Here is a 19057-nt window from a genome sequence, read left to right as displayed (position 1 = left end):
CTCACAATTTTTATTGTGAGGTTTTTTGTTTTATATTATCTCAATAAAAACAAACATAGATAGAGCATCCCGATTTTGTAATCGGGACGGCCAAAGGTTCGAATCCTGATGCGCTCAAAGAATCGCGCAGACATTACTTTCTGTTATATCCTTTTATCCGGCTCATTTAGCAAAAACCCACTACAGGCCGAAAGATTGAGTTTACGCGATTTTTACCCTTTTAAAAACAGTAATACAGGTTAGATATCAGCTTACTCTTCTGTGTTTTCTTCCTCAACTGCAAAATTGTATTCGTATCTAATTTATTTAAGACATAAAAAAACCACTGTAATTGATACAGCGGTTATATTTATTTGAAGTCAAAAACTTATTTCAGTTGATAAGAACTTCCGTCCCAAAGATATGTTTTGGAGGAATGTTTTTTCTTTTCCCTGTCTTTATCATCTTTTTCCATTTCCTGCGTTTTAAAGATAAAAGCATTGGAGATTCCACCTTTATCATTAGGAAAAACAAATTCTTCTGTATGATAATACACATCGGCATCCCCAACATTCGTCAACTGAGGCAGAGCTAGCAATTTTTTATCTCTAAAAAATACATACTGGCTATAGCTTGCAATTCCGCATGCTTCACCGGAAACCATTGCTTTAAGTGTCAATTCCACGTTCTGCAGCTTATGTCCGCTTTCAATGGTAAATGTTCCATAACTCAATTCTTCTCCCCTTCCGGTATCAAAATATACCTCATCGATCAGGGCATTTCCTTCCATCACTTTGATGCCGGCGATATTTTGCTTTTCAGTCCCGGTATATTCTTTGCTTTTCCGGTCTACCGTTTTGGAAAGTCCAAAAAGGAAGTCGTAACCGTTTTTGTTACGAAAACCTACGCAGAGGTTTCCGCCCCAGATATAACCTTCGGAAACTTCATCTCCTTTCTGATAGGAAACTTTGTACCAGTTGGCCCCTCTTTCACCTAATCTCAGGATAGTTTCTTCCTTTTTGAGAATCATCACCTGTTGATTGGTCTGCAGCGAGTCAGTGACCTGTGATTTTACATCCGGTTCTTTTCTTACTCTGGACCAGTCCGTAAAGACTTTCTGGGGTTTATTTTCCTCAAAGCTAAAAACGCCGTCAGCATACGTCATACTTTCCTCCTGTGCTGAAAAAAGCTGCAGGAATAGCAGACATACAACGGTCAATAAAGATTTCATATTTGTATTTTGTTTCATTATTTTTCCAACAGCAAGCTTACCCATTCTTCACGCTGAAGCTTCTTCTTCAGCTCAAGTCCGCTTTCTTTACACACTTCAAGAATATCATCCACATCAAAGAAACACAGTCCGGAAAGTAATAATTTACCGCCTTCATTCATGACACCAACATAAGTAGGAATATCAGAGATCAGGATATTTCTGTTGATATTCGCCAGAATAATATCAAAATTCTCTTTTCCTAAATTTTCCGCAGTTCCCAGTTCAATATCCAGTTCAACGCCGTTTCTTGCGGCATTTTCTTTTGAGTTTTCTACCGACCATTCATCGATATCAATCGCTTTTACCTCTCCTGCACCCTGCTGTTTTGCGTAAATCGCCAATACAGAAGTTCCGCATCCCATGTCTAGGACTTTTTTACCATTGAAATCAATATCCATCATCTGCTGAATCATCAGGTGCGTCGTTGGATGATGCCCTGTTCCGAAAGACATTTTAGGCTGAATGATAATTTCATGCATTCCCTCTACCGATTCATGGAATTCTGCTCTGATGAGTACTTTATCGTCAATATTGATGGGTGAAAAGTTTTTTTCCCATTCTTCATTCCAGTTGATATTCGGCATTTCTTCAAACGAATACGTGATCTCCACATTTTCGTTTTCAAAAAGCGGAAGCGCCTTAAGTTCTTCTTCTTTAAAAAGTTCTTTCTGAATATATCCTAAAATTCCATCGATTTCTTCTGTAAAGCTGTCAAAACCTATTTCGATAAGCTCTGCCATTAATATCTCGTTCCATGGCTGTAATGGAGAAATCTTGAAATTGAATTCTAAATAATTTTGCATTGCGTAAGTAATTTGGTGCAAAAATAAGAATGTTATTACGGTTAAAAAAATTGAAGTGCCATGAGTATGGATTATTTTAAGAACAATGTTATTTGGTTTAATCGCAAAGGGGCAAAGTTTTGATGAATCGGGTGATTTTTTATAATCGCAGAACCGTTGACACCTAGCGGGCAACTGTTTTATATTTTGGCTAAAGCCGGATAGGTTTGTGTAAATGAAAAGCGGGCTAAAGCCCGCTCCTATTGAATATTTTTGACATTTTAACGAATATGCTATGTATCATCATCTATTGACATTAAGCTTCATATTGTGTATGAATTCAAGCAAAAAGACGGGCTAAAGCCCGCCTCTATTGAATATTTTTGACATCTTAATGATTATTCTATTTATCATCGATAGACGTTAAGCCTTATTATTGTATTGGTTCACGCAAAAAGACGGGCTAAAGCCCGCCCCATCAAATATTTTATTGCTTACATTAATGCAGTGAGTATCATGTAACCCAATATCCTGCAACAATTAAACAGATACGATCAACCCTTTTATGGATTTGTAGAGAAAATAGAACCATTCGCAATCAATGCTCTTCTGTTCATCTTTAAAATATCTCTTACCCATTCTGCAAAATCTTCCGGCTGAAGTACTTTATCCGGATTTCCGTCTGTAAGTCCTCCCTGAATACTCATATCAGAGGCGATGGTACTTGGTGTCAATGTGATGACACGGATATTCTGTTTTCTCCATTCCGCCATCATCGACTGTGACAATGAAACTACTGCTGCTTTTGAAGCTGCGTACGCTGACATATTCGGGCCACCTTTAAGTCCGGCCGTGGAAGCTACATTCACAATATCTCCCTCACCTTTCGCTTTCAGGAACGGATAAACAGCTTTAGAAGCATAATACACTCCAAACAGGTTGGTTTTAATCACCTGTTCCCAAGTTTCAGAAGACATCTCTTCAATGCTTCCAAAATCTCCAATTCCTGCATTATTCACCAAAATATCCACACTTCCCAATTGCTGCGCAAGAGACTCGATACCTGCTTTCACTTCAGACTCATTATCAATACTGAAAACCGCATATGCAGCGTTTACCCCAAGTGCTTTGATCTCTTCAACCGTATTTTTAAGATTTTCTTCGTTTCTACCGGTAACGGCCACATGTACTCCTTCATTGGCTAAAGCTAATGCCACCGCCTTTCCAAGTCCTCTTCCACCACCTGTTACGATGGCATTTTTTCCGTTTATATTCATAATATTATTCTTTCTTAGGACAAATTTACGAAAGAACATTTTGACAAGACCCGAAGAATAGACATTTAATACAATTTTAATAGAGGTATTAGATTCTGAAGTTTTTTTAACCACAAAAGAGACAAAAGCTTTTTAACACTTAAGTTATTTGAAATCAAAATGATTTGCGCATAAAAAGTTCATGTAAGCACTTAAAAATCAAAGATTTTTTATGTAAACAATGTTGGAAAAAATTGGATACGGCAAAAGCGCAAAACTTTATTTAAACACGTTTTTAAGGCACAGTAAAATCAAAGATTTTCAGGGTGATGATGAGATTGCTTCGTCGCTGTGCTCCTCGCAATGACAGGGGTATTCAATTTTATTGAAGATAGAATCCTTGCGTCTTAAAGTATTAAAATTAGAAAAAAAACTTGCGTCTTTGCGATAACCAACAAAATGCATAAACATCTGCGGAAATTCAAGGAATTTTTGACGGGGTAGTTTAGCGGTGTAAAAAACAAAAAACCTGCCTCTAAAAAGAGACAGGCATTCATTTCAGTAACAAAAAATGTTATTTATTTTTGAGCTGATCAGGAATATTTGTGGTCACAAAACCAATTCCCTGATTTTTCAACTGTTCGTATACTGCCGGATCATTGACCGTCCATGAGTTCGTGATAAGACCCAAAGCTTTTGCATCAGCAATCCATGTTGGATTTTTCTGGAAAACACTGTAATGGTAGTCCATGCCGTCAAGACCTTCTTTTTTGATCTGCTCAGGAGACAGTTCTCCGTTCAGATACTGTACTTTAAATTTCGGTTCCAGTTTTTTGATCTCTTTACAAATGTTTAAGCTGAAAGAAATATACTCACTCTGACCTTCCAGTTTCATTTCTTTGATCATTTTAAGGGTCTTCTGAGTGATCTCATTTTCCAGTTCCGGAGTTTTGGCCGGCTTGATCTCAACGATCAGTTTTAAAGAGGTATCTTTTTTCCCTTGTTTCAGATAATCTTTCAGCGTAGGAAACTTTTCACCATTGGAAAGTTTCAATGCTTCCAGTTCTTTGAAAGACGTTTCAGAGATCTCCATTTCCCCGTGGTGCTCGTCGTGGTTGATTACCAGAATGCCGTCTTTGGTCATTCTTACGTCAAATTCCGATCCGTATATTTTTAATTTCTGGGCATTCTCTAAAGATTGAATAGAATTTTCCGTGGTAGGCGGCTGTGCCTGGAAATAGCCTCTGTGTGCGATAATCTGGGTTTGTGCCTTCATTAGGACTGTACTTAAAACTGCTAACCCTAAGATAAAATTTTTCATAATACAATTTAGATAATTAAATAAAAATCTTAAAAACATTTGATAAAGGTAGTGTTTACCTATTAAAAACTGTATTTGGCACCGATCTGAATCTGGTAAGGATTCCCGGAAAGAGGTGCTAAACCGCTGGTATTTTTAACGTATTCAAACTGTTTGGTTGCCTGGTTGAATTTTGTCACTCTGTATAATGCCATATTTCCATAAGACTTATTGACACCCCATTCTTTGTTAAGAAGGTTGGCCAGGTTGAAAATATCAACAGAAAGTTCAAAAGCTCCGATTTTATCAAACTTGATTTTTTTAGCAACACGTACATCCCAAACTCCGTAGAATCCATTTTTACCACCGTTACGTTCTGCTATAGCATTGTTGTATTTTTCCACATAATCTTTCAGAGCCTTACCTACTTCAGGGTCATTGAGAAGCGGCTGGGTAATGATTTCCGGGAAAATATATGCAAGGTCGTTGGAATCTACAAAGTCACCGTTGATATTTCCCCCTGCCGTTACTGAGAAACGGGTTCCTCCAATTCCGGAGTACCTTACTCCCAGCGTAAATCCTGCAATAGTAGGCGAGTTTCCGTAAAGCACTATTTTATTTCGGAACTGGTTATCAGAATAAGTCATTCTTAAATCTCTCGGATCCCCCTGAACCGGTGTGGAAAGTGTCGCCGAATTCGCTACGTTTCCATTGTATGAGGTATTGTCTTTGATATCAGACCAGGTATAACTTGCCGTGATCTCCCCATCTTTCCAGTAACGGTAGCTGGTATCCACCACGAATGAGTACTGGTTCACTTTACCATCACTCACAAGCTCAAGCACTCTTCCGAATTTTTTATTGATTCTTCCTTCTTTCCAGTCGATACTTACACTGTTATTTGCATTATTGATGATCGTAGATTCAGGTACATATACGCCTCTTCCACCTTCGTTGGCTAAGTTGAAAGCCGGATTAGCCTTCATATTTCTGTCGTAGTAAAAATAATTGTTTCTTCCCAATGCCATGTATCCTGCAATTCCCGCTCTGAATCTTTCATTAAAGAAGTGGGTATAAGAGATATTCGCTTTATAAACGATTGGAATTTTCGCATCTTTACCTGTATAATTGATAGTCGGGATCTGATACTGTGAAAGTGACGGTACGCTTCCGTAGTCATCTCTATATCCTGGGAAATTAGGAGTCAGACCAACATTACCGGGATTCACATCTACTGTTGCCAAATGCTTTCCGTCAAAAACAAGGTTATTGATCACCATATAATTATTGATATCGGAAGAGAAGATTCCTGCACCAAATTTTAAGAAATCTTTATTGCCTTCGTTGATATTCCAGTCAAACTGAAATCTCGGCTGGATCACAAATGATTTGATCTGATTATCCGTTCTGATGCCCATTTCATCAAAAAGCTTCTGATTGAATTCAGCTTTCGGATATCCTCCATAATCGAATCTTAATCCGGCCATAAAATCAAGGCCTGTTGCTATTTTGGTCTGAATCTGCCCATATAATCCTGCATTCCAGATACTGGATCTTACAGACGGATCATCCATCAAAGGTACTTCTCTGTAGAATCTGTAAGGCTTAAGATCTTCAAAATTCTTCATACCCTGAAACTGGAATCTTCCGTTCACTTCACTTCCGTAGACAGATTTTGATCTGGTATACATCAGGTCTACCCCAAAAGTATATTTAATTTTATCCGTGTTGTAGTATAAATTATCTACAATCTGGAATACGTTATTCCTGAAACCTTCCTGACCGAAACGATGCCCTCCAATCTGGATATTGGTGGCTCCAACACTGGATGTAACACCTTCTACCACTGCTCTTGGAACCGGTTTTCCTAATTGATTGTTCTGATAACTGTCCTGAAACGTGTATAAATATTGTGCTTTTAATTCGTTCGTGATATTCGGTCTAACGTTCGTTCTCAACGTCAAAAGTAAGCTATTGTCAAGGTTTTTATCATTCCCGTAAGACTCAAAAAAATTGATCGCGGTATTATCTGCCAATCCGTTTTTATTCAGGTCATACGTGAAATTATTCCGTAATGTCAATAAGTTTTTTTCGTTGATCTGCCAGTCCAGACGAAGGAAACCGGCATCTGAATTTCTTACCTTATCAAAACTTCCGAACTGTGGCGAATTTCCTACCCCGTATTTTGATCTTGCAATATCCAGAAACTGGTTTAGCGTCTGCGTGGTTGTATTAAATCTTTTTTCATCATCTGTAGATTTGATATCTGCAATTTGCAACGGCCTTGAATCTAACTGGTGATCCCATGCAACGAAGAAATGTAATTTGTTTTTAATGATTGGCCCTCCCAATGAAAAACCGAACTGAGATGTAGAGAAATCATTTTCTCTTTTGTTCCCTCTGATGTCATACGGGCTGGAAAGCCAGTTTGTTCTCAGATATTCCCATGCACTTCCCGAGAATTTATTCGTCCCGGATTTGGTAACGGCACTTACCGTTCCACCACCGCTTCTTCCCAGGGTTACATCATATTGGTTAGTAGTAATCTTAAATTCACGAACTGCTTCTATCGAGATAGAAAACGGTGCACCACTACGGCTGGTTGTAGATCCTGCAGAAGTCGGGTTTTTCGCCGTCATTCCGTCGATCGTAAAGTTGGTAGAAGATCCCAGCTGTCCGGACAGGTTTCCCCCTTTTCCGCTTAGTGGAGATAATTCAGTAAGATTGGTGAAATTTCTTCCGTTGACCGGGAGCATGCTGATGTTCTTCGCTGAAATCGCTGTAGCCGCTCCAAGGTTTCCGATCTTGTTTTTAAGGTTTCCGGTGACTACCACTTCTTCTATCTGCTTTTCGTCTCCACCTAAGCTCATGTTTACCGTAACCTGGTCTCCGAAGTTAACGTTATATCCTTCTTTCTTTTCCTCGTTCACGATCACCGTATAAGGTCCGCCCAGAGGAATTTCTTTAAAAATATATTCACCTTTCGAATTGGTTTCCGTCTCCGTCCTGAACCCTGTAGACTCGTTCACTATGGTTACTTTCACTTTTTCCTGAGCGGTACTGCCCAGTCCGGTAATTCTTCCCACAATAGAAGCCTGCGTAGTCTGCGCATAAGCCAGTGTTCCAAATCCCAAAAACAATAATCCTAGTACAATCTTTACTTTTCTCATCTTAACAAATTAGATGTGCAAAGGTATTTTGACTTTATGGACCGGGTGTTTAAGAGAGCTTTAACAAATTTTCAACTTAATCATAACGTTGTGTTAAATTAATTTAAACAAGTGCTTTAATTTACATTCAATCAACATGTTAAGCCATATTACGCTTTTTTAATTTTCCCATAATATTTTATTGCGGTATTTTTTAATGAGATTAGTTTAGCTATTTTTGCTCAAAAGATAGAACGGAATGTCTGAAAATATACAGCAAAAGATAGAGCAGCTCCGAAAAGAGCTCCATCAGCATAATGAAAATTACTACCATCTAGATGCCGCTACAATCTCTGATTATGAGTTTGATATGCTTCTGGAAGAGCTTCAGGATCTGGAAGCAAAACACCCTGAATTTTACGACGAGAATTCACCTACGGTACGTGTAGGCGGAGGAATTACCAAAGTATTCCCTACCATTCAGCATAAGTTCAGAATGTATTCTCTGGATAATTCCTATGATTTCGATGATCTGGAAGACTGGGAGAAGAGAATTATCAAAACCATCAATGATCCGGTGGAATTTGTTGCTGAGCTGAAATATGACGGGGCTTCTATTTCTATTCTTTATGAAAACGGAAAGCTGTCCCAGGCCGTAACGCGTGGTGACGGTTTTCAGGGAGATGAGATCACTTCCAACGTCCGAACTATTTCGGATATTCCCCTGACGCTGAAAGGTGATTTCCCGGCTCAGTTTTTTATGAGAGGTGAAATTTATCTGACGAGAAAAAATTTCGATAAACTCAATAAACTGCGTGAAGAGGAAGGTTTGGATCCTTTTATGAATCCAAGGAACACCGCCAGCGGAAGTTTAAAAATGCAGGACAGCGGCGAGGTAAGAAAAAGAAGTCTGTCTTCTGTACTTTACCAGTTTATTTCTGAGGATGTTCCTGCAGAAACGCATTGGGAGCTGCTTCAGAAAGCACAGGGCTGGGGCTTTAAAACCTCACAGCAGGCGAAACTCTGCAAAACGATGGATGAAGTGAAGGAATTTATCAGTTTCTGGGATACGGAACGTCATAATCTTCCTTTTGAAATTGATGGAATTGTTTTAAAAGTGAATTCTTTACAGCAGCAGAGACAGCTGGGCTACACCGCAAAATCACCGCGATGGGCGATGGCTTATAAATTCAAAGCTGAAAAGGTGGAAACTGAGCTTCAGAGTGTTTCTTATCAGGTAGGAAGAACGGGAGCCATCACTCCGGTGGCCAATTTAAAACCTGTTCTCCTGGCAGGAACTATTGTCAAAAGAGCTTCTCTTCACAATGAAGATATCATTAAAAAACTGGATCTGCATGAGCATGATTTTGTGTATGTGGAAAAAGGCGGTGAGATCATTCCTAAAATTGTAGGCGTACACACTGAAAAAAGAACTTCCGAAAGCAGAGAAATCGAATATATTAAAAACTGTCCTGAATGCGGAACTGAATTGGTGAAAATCGTTGACCAAGCAATCCATTTCTGCCCGAATGAACTTCACTGTCCGCCTCAGGTGGTGGGAAGAATGATTCATTATGTTTCCAGAAAGGCTTTGAATATTGATAATCTTGGAAGTGAGACGATAGAACAGCTTTACAGAGAAAAGTTAGTTGAAAATCCTGCTGACTTTTATGCTTTAACGAAGGAGCAGATTCTTCCTCTGGAAAGGATGGCGGAAAAATCTGCGCAGAATATTATTTCGGGGATTGAGAAGTCCAAGGAAATTCCTTTTGAAAAGGTTCTTTACGGAATCGGGATCAAGCATGTGGGTGAAACGGTTGCCAAGAAGCTGGTAAAAAATTTCGCGACCATTGATGAGCTGAAGGAAGCCACTGTAGAAGAACTTTGTCAGGTAGAAGATATCGGAGCGAAGATCGCGGTAAGTATTGTGGAATTTTTCAAGAATTCTGAAAATATTCTGATGATCGAACGTCTGAAGTCTTACGGAGTACAGCTTGAAAAAGGCGAAAGTACGAATGAGGTTTTATCCAATGTTCTGGAAGGAAAAACATTCCTTTTCACAGGAAAACTATCCTTATTCACCAGAGAATCTGCGGAAGAAATGGTGGAAAAACATGGTGGGAAAAATATTTCTGCAGTATCTAAAAACCTCAACTTCCTGGTGGTTGGAGAAAAGGCAGGAAGCAAGCTAAAAAAGGCTCAGGATATCGGAACCATCACGATTCTGGATGAACAGGAGTTTCTGAATCTGATAGAGAAACAGTAAAATATTTAACAAATTATAATTAAACCATTGAAATTAGATTTCAATGGTTTATTTTTGTTCTTTTTCACCAAGAAAAGAATAATAAACTAAATAAGATTAATCCATGAAAAAAATCTACTTCATCATTTGTATGATGATCCTTTCTTTATTTCAGGCTCAGACTGTGAATATTCCTGATGCCAATTTTAAGCAGATCCTGCTTGCTGACACTCCCTACTTGGCTCAGAATCTCAATGGATTTTATGTTACTATTGATGCCAATCATGATGGAGAAATTCAATTATCTGAAGCAGCCAGTATCAGCAAATTAAATTTTGATTTAAATGTAATTCCAAATCATTCTTACTTTTTCAATAATCTCACCTCAATGGAGGGGATAAAAAGTTTCACCAATCTCACTGATATTTATATAAACAGCTTTCCATCATTACAAACGCTTGATTTAAGCAACAGTCCATTACTACGCAATGTAGAGACCAATATGTGCTCACTTTTGTCATCAATAAACGTACAGGGTTGCAGCCAGCTATATAGTCTTGACATTTTTATGAGTAAGATTTCGTCTATTGACGTATCGGGATTAACAAATTTATATGATTTGCATATTACGCAATCTCTTCTTTCCAATATATATTTAAATAATAATACAAATCTCAACACCTTATATCTCCCTTCAAATAAGCTCACAACCATACCTTTAAATCAAACACCCAATTTAAAATATTTAACTATTTCAGGCAATCAGTTTACAGCATTTGATTTCAGCACATTTTCTAAACTTGAGGTCCTCAATTGTACGTATAACAAATTTATAAGTCTTGATTTATCTCACAATGCAAATCTAAAATCATTTTCTTGTGACATGAATCCCAACCTTCAGTCACTATTTATTAAAAATGGCATCAATAACTTTACACAAAGTATTAATTCCACTTTTTCCAGCACACCCAATCTTGCGTATATTTGTGCAGATGATTCTGAAATTTCCAACGTAAATGCCTTACTGCCTTCTACCACTTCATGTGTTGTGAATTCATACTGTTCATTTACTCCGGGTGGAGCTTTTTACACGATCTCAGGAAATACAAAATTTGACAGTAACAATAATGGTTGTGATGTGAATGATCCCAACAAAGCATTCCAAAAATTCAATATTACCAGCGGAAGTATTTCAGGAAGTATAATGGCTAACAGTTCAGGAAATTACTCAATTCCAGTACAGGCGGGAGCCCATACCATCAGCCCGGTTCTTGAAAATCCGACTTATTTTAATATCTCACCAACAAGTTTAACGGCTAATTTCCCTGCGCAAACAAGCCCACTAACACAGAATTTCTGCATGACGGCCAATGGCAATCATCCGGATCTTGAAGTTGTAATTATCCCGACAGATATTGCTGTTCCGGGGTTTGATGCAGATTATAAAATTGTTTTCAAAAATAAAGGAACCGGAACGCAGTCAGGAAATGTGGTATTCGGTTTCAATGATGACCTGATGAATTTTGTAAGTGCAACTACAGTTCCCAATTCTCAATCTACGGGAGTTTTAAACTGGAATTTCACGAATCTTCTTCCTTTTGAATCGAGAGAAATCAAAGCTAAGTTTACTTTGAATACCTCAACGCAGACCCCTTCTTTAAATATGGGTGATGTGCTTCACTACACGGCCCAGATCAACGGGGTTGCAGATGAAACTCCTGCAGATAACACATTTACATTGAATCAGACAGTTGTAAATTCTTTTGACCCGAATGATAAAACCTGTCTGGAAGGCGCATCCATTGAACAGGCTCAGGTTGGAGATTATGTTCATTATCTGATCAGGTTTGAAAACAACGGTACTGCCAATGCAAGAAATATTGTTGTAAAAGATGATATTGACACCTCCAAATTTGATCTGTCTACGCTGGTTCCATTAAACGGAAGTCACAGTTTTGTCACCAAAATTTCGGGAACCAATACGGCGGAATTTATTTTTGAAAATATTCAGCTTCCTTTTGATGATGCCAATAATGACGGCTATGTTTCATTCAAAATTAAGACAAAATCTACTTTAACAGCCGGAAACAGCTTCAGCAATACAGCCAGAATTTATTTTGACTATAACGCTCCTATCGTCACCAATACGTATACCACTTCAGTACAAACCGTACTGGCAACATCTGAAGTGAATACCAGCAAAGATGATTTCAGAATCTATCCGAATCCGGTAAAAGATCTTCTTTATATCCAATCAAAAGATGAGGTTATTAAAGCTGAAATCTATGACGCAGCCGGAAGAATCCTTAATACGGCAGGTGTGAAGAACAATGCTGTGAATGTTTCTGATCTGGCGAAAGGAAATTACATCATCAAAGTTTCTACAAAAAACAAAACGCTGGCGCTTAAATTTATTAAAGCCTAAAAGTAATTGACGTTATTATACTTTAAAAGCTGTGAGAATCTCACAGCTTTTTTTGTTTTAGCTAATAACCATGTCAAGGTTTTGAACCTTGACATGGTTTGCAGAACGATTCAGATTCAAAAAGTATTCAAATTATCATTTGAAAAAAATTAACACAAATAATCAATTCAAAGAATTTAATTTAATTAAAATCAATAAAAACATCATTATATAATTAATTAAAAACCAAAAAGTAATTATTTTTCGCAATATTATTTTTTATATATTTACACAACTAATATCACCAAACCATGAAAAAAATCTACTTTTTTGTGCTGTTCATTGCACATTTATCTGTCGTTGCACAGATTGTCAGCATTTCGGATCCGGTTTTTAAAGCTAAACTGCTTTCGGGAAATGCTACTAACCAAATCACCCAAAATCTTGCAGGACAATGGATCAATATCGACACCAATAATGACGGCGAAATACAGGTTTCTGAAGCCCTCAACATCCGGAATATCAATATTTATAGCTCCAACAACGGTTCGTTTCAGATCTCTTCCATAGAAGGTGTAAAATCATTTACGAATCTGGAATATCTGGAAGTATCGAACTGTCCGAACATGCTTTCTACAGATGTGAGCGGGATGCCGAAGCTTGCACTGGTAAGTTTCACGAATAACGTCAATATGACTGCCGCCAATTTTACAGGTTGCCCTCTTCTTGAAAACATCAATGTATCCAATGCTAAAATTGTCAATCTCGATATTTCCAATCTTCCGAAAATGAATATTCTGACGTGTACGGGAGGAAAGGTACAGACCATTAATTATTCAGGAAGTACAACGATGAAGTTTTTGCTCTGCAGCAACAATGACATCTCCAGCATCAATCTAAGCTCGCTGGTTGATCTGTATCGCTTTAATATTTCCGGAAATTCATTGACGAATCTTGATTTGAGTAACTTAACAAAACTTGAAGACGTTGTATGCTCAGCCAACCAACTTACCTCCATTAATCTTCAGAATACGCCTAAATTAAAAACACTGGAAGCCAGTTATAACAGTCTTTCTACGATTAATTTAAGTCAGAGTCCGATCTTAACTTATCTGAGGATACTGAATAACCAGCTCACAAGTATTGATCTTTCAGTTGTGCCTTTACTGAATACGCTTTTCCTGAATAACAACCAGCTGACTTCTCTTGACATCAGCCACAACACAGCCCTGAATTCACTCAATGTTCCAAACAACAATTTACAGAGCCTGTTTATAAAAAACGGAAGATTTACGAGCGGAGGTTATCAAAACAACCCCAATTTAAGTTATATCTGTTGTGATGATTCAGAAATGAACAATATCATAAGCCAAAATGCAACGTACGGATACAATAATGTAACGGTAAACTCTTACTGCTCGTTCACTCCAGGCGGTACATTTTATACCGTTAAAGGCAATACCAAATATGACCTTAATGGAAACGGCTGCGATCCGGCAGATTTAAATAAAGCTTTCCAGAAAATCAATATTTCAGGAGGCGGAACTACGGGAAGTATCATTGCAGACTATTCCGGAAACTACTCTATTCCGGTACCGGCAGGATTATATACCTTGACACCGGTTCTTGAAAACCCTACTTATTTCAACATTTCTCCATTGTCTTCCACTGCGAATTTTCCTTCACAGGCAAGTCCATTGACCAGGGATTTCTGCATGACAGCAAACGGTTCTCATCCGGATCTTGAAATTGTCATTATCCCTCTGGATTCCGCAGTACCGGGATTTGAATCGGATTACAAAATTGTTTTCAAAAATAAAGGAACAACCATGCAGTCCGGAACCATTGGATTCAGTTTCAATGACAGCGTGATGGATTTTATGAATGCTACAGTAACTCCAAATTCACAGTCAACCGGAAATCTGAACTGGAATTTCACGGGTCTTCTTCCTTTTGAAACAAGAGAAATCAAGGCTAAATTTGAAATGAATACCCCTACAGATACCCCGCCTTTACATGACGGTGACATCCTGCATTATACTGCACAGATCAACGGAGCGCCGGATGATACGCCTACTGACAATACGTTTACCCTGAACCAAACGGTGGTGAATTCTCTGGATCCAAATGATAAAACCTGTCTTGAAGGGACGATGATCGCACAGACTCAGGTGGGAGATTACGTTCATTACCTGATCCGCTTTGAAAATAACGGAACTGCCAATGCAAGAAATATCGTAGTAAAAGATGTGATTGATGCTTCCAAATTTGATATTTCTACATTAATGCCATTAAGCGCAAGCCACAGTTTTGTAACGAGAATGTCCGGAACCAATATGGCAGAATTTATTTTCCAGAATATCCAGCTTCCGTTTGATGACGCCAATAACGACGGATATATTTCTTTCAAAATCAAAACGAAATCTACATTGACATCCGGTGATGTATTCAGCAATACCGCCGATATTTATTTTGATTATAATGCCCCGATTATTACAAATACTTATACAACGGCTGTCAGAGGCATACTGGCTACGGCAGAAACTAAAAGTGACAAGGGAAATCTAAGTATTTATCCCAATCCGGTACAGGATATTCTTCACATCAAATCCGGTGAAGAGATCATCAAAGCTGAAATTTATGATGCAGCCGGAAGAATTATGAATACGAAAAGCGTAAAAGGTGATGCTGTGAATGTTTCTGAACTGGCCAAAGGAAATTACATCATTAAACTATTCAGCAAAGACAAAACGATGGTTCAGAAATTCATAAAAAATTAAACTCATCATCTTTTTTATATCTACAAGAGCTGTGATTTTGTTCACAGCTCTTTTCTATTCCTATGATCCGAGTCCAAAAATAAGTGATACCAACGCATATAAAACAAAAGCAAGCAAAGGACATCCAAAAAATGCTGTCACCGTAAATACAAAAACGTAAGTCCCATAGCTTTTAGCTGACGAAAACATCCCGGTAACCGTATTATGAATTACCAAAAGAAAAAAAGCAAAACCGGCCAGCAAAATATTGGAAAACAAAAGGAATATAAAGAAGTCTCCGGTATTACGCACCAGATCATCAGAATCTATAAGGCTTAAAAATATGTCAGTAACCAAAAGAAGAGCTGAGAAAGGAAGCACGACATACAGCATCATCCTTTTCCAGCCTGGATTATTTGAAAATAAGAAATAATATAAATTCGCTGCAGCAAAGACCAGTAATACATAAATGAAGAATCCCAGCATAGCTTTTTAGTTTTAATCCAGATTTAGCCCTTATTGAAAACCGGTTTATTTAAAAACGAGAATCGTATAGTTGTCCCGTGAAGTTTTAGGATAAACCATTCGGATCTGTGCTTTATTTTTAAAGTAATCCACATAGATTTCTCCGGTCATAATCTTTCCTTTTTCGGTCTGTTTATAGCCTGCTGCAAGCATTGTTTTTATGTAGGCATCATGCTCTTTTTTATCCTTGAACTGAAACTCTATATTGTCCTGAGATTTTTCCTCCGTATATTCAAATTTTCCGATCTTGTAGATATAACCCGGACTGTCATACTCAAACAGAATGAATACAGGGCTTTCTGTTTTGTCGTAGAACGTATATTGATGTGTCTTAATTTCTGTTTTAAAAGCAGCCATACTCAATTGGTTAAATCTCGCAAGCTCTTCCAGTTTAAAAGCCTGTCCCGACACCTGCGTGTGGAGAAAGATACAAAACAGACTGATCAAAAAGATTTTTATCGTATTCATTGTTCAATTATTCTTTGATGTTATTTTCTTTGATAAAACTTCTGTATTTTTCTTCCCAGACCGGAAACTTTTTAAATTCCGCTTTTCTGCTGACTACAATGACAGCTCCTTCATTGAAAAGGTTTTTATCCTTAAGCATTTTTATCCCTTTCATGAGAAAAAGCAGTTCGTAAGGATTTTCATTATTTTTCAGTTGGTTCAGCAGGAAATCTTTATTTTGCAAAACTGAAGCATGATCTTTCAGTTGGGATATAAAACTGGGAAATCTGAGAGGATCCATATACGGAAGAGAATTTCTCAGTCCTTTTTCATAAGCTTCCCTCGATATCTTTTTAGTTCTTTCCAACAGTTTGACAAGCCTCAAACCACTGTCAAAGGTCATATCACTAGAGGCATTATCCATGACATGGTCGTCCATATCAAATCGATTAACCGCAATAACTTCCGCTTCCCCGGGCAGCAAAAACCCATCAAGCAGAAATTTTGCTGTTTCTTTTTGGGTATGCTTTTTTTCATAATCGTCCAGAATATCAAAAGATATAATTTTATCTGTTAGCCACAGATCTGCCAATAAAGGATAGTAAAGTTTGCATCTTTCCATATAAATATGCTGATAAATCGTGGAAAGGCATCCGTTGCCGCAATCATTTTTTTCACTCTGTTTCTTATCCAGCGCAATCGCTTTGATCACAATTTCTTTGGCCTCTTCACTGCAAAATTTGGATAGCGCAAACATCACATGAAAATCCAGGGAATCCTTAATATTTTCTTTTATAAACGGAAGAAATTTTGGATCAGGGAATTTCTCAATAGCAGAATACGCGCTCAATCCAAAGCTTTTGATCAGTTCTATATCATTTGGATTTTTATATTTTGCAAGGGTTGCAAGCAGTTCTGGTGATTTTGTATCCACCACTATCTTTCTGATTTTGGTATAGATATCATTATTCATCGGTAGGCCATAGGCCAAGGCTTCCAGAAGCTCCATGTTAATAGGATATGCATTCAGCGCGAGATATTCCATTTTCCTTTCAAGATTCTCTTTTTCTTTTTCTGAAAAATTAGACCCTACAGAAACTGATTCAAAAATATGGACAGACAAAAGATAATCATCTACAAGACAATCCGTTCTATAAGTCAATTTCTCTTTTGAATGAAGATTTTTTTTAAAAATTTCGAGTATTTTATCACCTTCTTTTTTCTTAGCCAGAACATCAATGGCTGTTGCCTTAATATAAACATTTTCGCCTTTCTCTGCTAAGAACACAAGTTCTTCCGTACTCGCTTTTTTTAACAATAATTTTTCAACTTTTTTCATTTCTCCATCACTCCCTGTATAGAATAATTTATTTTTTTCAAGAGGTTTTATAATAGCTGCTGTTTTATCAGAAACCTGAGAGTAGACAGAGAAAAAGAACAGGAATAATAACAGACTGATTGGTCTTTTCATGGAATGTTTTGTTAAGCTGTAAATTTAAAAGAATTTTACTAATGCAAGGCAGAAGGCATTCTATTCTTTAAAGCTTCCTGAAAAAGCTTGATCTGGTCAGGTGTAAGGTGCTGTAGATAGATCGTTCGTTTCCTGTTAACCAGAAAATCGGGATAAGAGATTAAAACAACAGAATCATTACTGAAACTAAATTCTCTGAGCCCTGTAGGATTTTTCGTGTTTCTCTTATCAGAATTAAAAGTCAGATTGATAAAACGGCTGTGAATAAAATAGAAGTCCGTAGGAAATAAAAAAACCGAGTTTTGATTCAGCAGAATGTGAAAAGTACAATAACGGAAATTTTTACGTAGAAAACCACTTTCTACAACAATCTTTCCACTGATATTTTTCAATTCACTGGAGCTCGGCTGCCTGTATTTTGTGATTATTTTTTTATTCTGAAGATAACAAAATATCCTAAATATCACCAGCGCCGCTACAAAGACGGGTAATACGTAATCGAAGATATGATCAGACATTGGTAGAAATCAAAATGGCTATTAAATTAATATTTTTTGGGTTGCTTTATAAATTCTCCTCCTTTATGTGGAAACTGAACATATAATTCTGAAGGTTGCGGAATCTTTGCTTTACAGCTTTCTGAGCATACATTCACCAGTAAAGGAAGAACATCTGTGGCGATCGGTAATGAAATCCAATACTGATCCGGTTCATTTTCCGGTATTTCATTTTTACAGATACTGCATTTTACAATTTCGGAATCATAATACCTTAAAGGGAGCTGATATAGATTAGGAAAATGGGTCCGGAATTTATAATTTCCATAAAGCGCTCTTGTACTCACCGTACTTCTTTTAAGATTTTTGCAATGTATGATTTCATAAGGAAACCACATAAGGTTATAAGAAGTATAAGGAATAAACTCTTCCAGCGATTCCATTTCGCCTATTTCCGGCGGTATCTGCTTTAAATGACTTCCATAAAGCATCATTTTTTTCACTTTTTTCAGCTTGGCAATAGATTTTGGAAGCGTTTCGATCAATTGAAACAATTCTGAACCAATTCCTGTTCTCGGTTCAAATTCCTCATGTCCTTCTTCCGCCACTTTATCAATATAAAGACACAGCTGCTTCCAGGCTTCAGAATTTTGATCCTGCATCACTTTTTTCACCTTTGGAACTCTGTTCATCATATCAAATTTTATTTTCCTTCCTTCTTATTTATAAAGGTTACTTTTCTCCCAGCCATTCTTCAATATCCTGATTGGCTTTATTCTCCGTAAGATATGCTGAGTTTTTGTATTCTGCCTGTGCTTCAGCAATTCTTTCTTTTTGGGATTCAGTAAGAATATATTCGTTTTCGTTCAATTCAAAATCCAGCAGTTTTTGAATCTCCTCCATCATTCTTTTTTCTTTTAACTGACTGATTCTGTTGATCAAGTCAGCTTTTAAATCTGATGTATTCACC

Annotated in this window: 14 protein-coding genes; 3 read left to right on the top strand and 11 right to left on the bottom strand. The window is 37.4% G+C overall.

Annotated elements, in window-relative coordinates:
• Positions 1-367: 367 nt before the first annotated feature.
• From BUA72_RS08725 to BUA72_RS08705, 5 genes are all read right to left on the bottom strand, one after another.
• Positions 368-1228 carry an SH3 domain-containing protein gene (locus BUA72_RS08725; RefSeq protein WP_228407852.1) on the bottom strand — a complete coding sequence of 287 codons (861 nt, stop codon included), beginning with the start codon at positions 1226-1228 and terminating at the stop codon, positions 368-370.
• Positions 1228-2055 carry a 50S ribosomal protein L11 methyltransferase gene (prmA, locus tag BUA72_RS08720; RefSeq protein ID WP_047456219.1) on the bottom strand — a complete coding sequence of 276 codons (828 nt, stop codon included), beginning with the start codon at positions 2053-2055 and terminating at the stop codon, positions 1228-1230. The genes BUA72_RS08725 and prmA overlap by 1 nt, the downstream gene beginning before the upstream one ends.
• Positions 2056-2597: 542 nt before the next feature.
• Positions 2598-3311 (bottom strand): 3-ketoacyl-ACP reductase, encoded by a 714-nt coding sequence (locus tag BUA72_RS08715; RefSeq protein ID WP_072922629.1) that lies wholly within the window; start codon positions 3309-3311, stop codon positions 2598-2600.
• Positions 3312-3864: 553 nt separating this feature from the next.
• Entirely contained in the window at positions 3865-4611 is a 747-nt protein-coding gene (locus BUA72_RS08710; protein WP_072922628.1) for a glycerophosphodiester phosphodiesterase, read from the bottom strand.
• Positions 4612-4673: 62 nt separating this feature from the next.
• Positions 4674-7760 carry a TonB-dependent receptor gene (locus BUA72_RS08705; protein WP_072922627.1) on the bottom strand — a complete coding sequence of 1029 codons (3087 nt, stop codon included), beginning with the start codon at positions 7758-7760 and terminating at the stop codon, positions 4674-4676.
• Between the two features lie 238 nt (positions 7761-7998).
• On the opposite strand from BUA72_RS08705, the gene ligA reads away from it, so the two are divergent.
• The 3 genes from ligA to BUA72_RS08690 all read left to right on the top strand — a co-directional run bounded on the left by ligA (position 7999) and on the right by BUA72_RS08690 (position 15168).
• Positions 7999-10005, top strand: coding sequence for an NAD-dependent DNA ligase LigA (gene ligA, locus BUA72_RS08700; protein WP_072922626.1), 2007 nt, complete (start codon positions 7999-8001; stop codon positions 10003-10005).
• Between the two features lie 103 nt (positions 10006-10108).
• A complete protein-coding gene (locus BUA72_RS08695; protein WP_072922625.1) occupies positions 10109-12409 on the top strand; it encodes a DUF7619 domain-containing protein in 2301 nt (766 codons plus the stop codon).
• Positions 12410-12699: 290 nt separating this feature from the next.
• On the top strand, positions 12700-15168 hold the full coding sequence (locus BUA72_RS08690) for a DUF7619 domain-containing protein (RefSeq protein ID WP_072922624.1): 2469 nt from the start codon (positions 12700-12702) through the stop codon (positions 15166-15168).
• Positions 15169-15228: 60 nt separating this feature from the next.
• Here the strand turns inward: BUA72_RS08690 and BUA72_RS08685 are convergent, their stop codons facing one another.
• From BUA72_RS08685 to BUA72_RS08660, 6 genes are read right to left on the bottom strand one after another with little or no spacing between them, the layout of a single operon-like run.
• Positions 15229-15633, bottom strand: coding sequence for a hypothetical protein (locus tag BUA72_RS08685; protein ID WP_072922623.1), 405 nt, complete (start codon positions 15631-15633; stop codon positions 15229-15231).
• A gap of 45 nt (positions 15634-15678) precedes the next feature.
• Positions 15679-16140 carry a hypothetical protein gene (locus BUA72_RS08680; protein ID WP_072922622.1) on the bottom strand — a complete coding sequence of 154 codons (462 nt, stop codon included), beginning with the start codon at positions 16138-16140 and terminating at the stop codon, positions 15679-15681.
• A 7-nt stretch (positions 16141-16147) separates the two neighbouring features.
• Positions 16148-17590 carry a hypothetical protein gene (locus tag BUA72_RS08675; protein ID WP_072922621.1) on the bottom strand — a complete coding sequence of 481 codons (1443 nt, stop codon included), beginning with the start codon at positions 17588-17590 and terminating at the stop codon, positions 16148-16150.
• 38 nt (positions 17591-17628) lie between these two features.
• Complete coding sequence (locus tag BUA72_RS08670) at positions 17629-18108, bottom strand: hypothetical protein (protein ID WP_072922620.1); 480 nt, start codon at positions 18106-18108, stop codon at positions 17629-17631.
• A gap of 26 nt (positions 18109-18134) precedes the next feature.
• A complete protein-coding gene (locus BUA72_RS08665; protein ID WP_072922619.1) occupies positions 18135-18782 on the bottom strand; it encodes a hypothetical protein in 648 nt (215 codons plus the stop codon).
• A gap of 37 nt (positions 18783-18819) precedes the next feature.
• Positions 18820-19056 (bottom strand): hypothetical protein, encoded by a 237-nt coding sequence (locus tag BUA72_RS08660; protein WP_072922618.1) that lies wholly within the window; start codon positions 19054-19056, stop codon positions 18820-18822.
• Position 19057 lies beyond the last annotated feature (1 nt).

The organism is Chryseobacterium sp. OV279 (assembly GCF_900128945.1).
Classification (GTDB): Bacteria; Bacteroidota; Bacteroidia; order Flavobacteriales; family Weeksellaceae; genus Chryseobacterium.
Note: the sequence above shows the minus strand (reverse complement) of the source record. Positions and strands in the feature narration are given on the sequence as shown.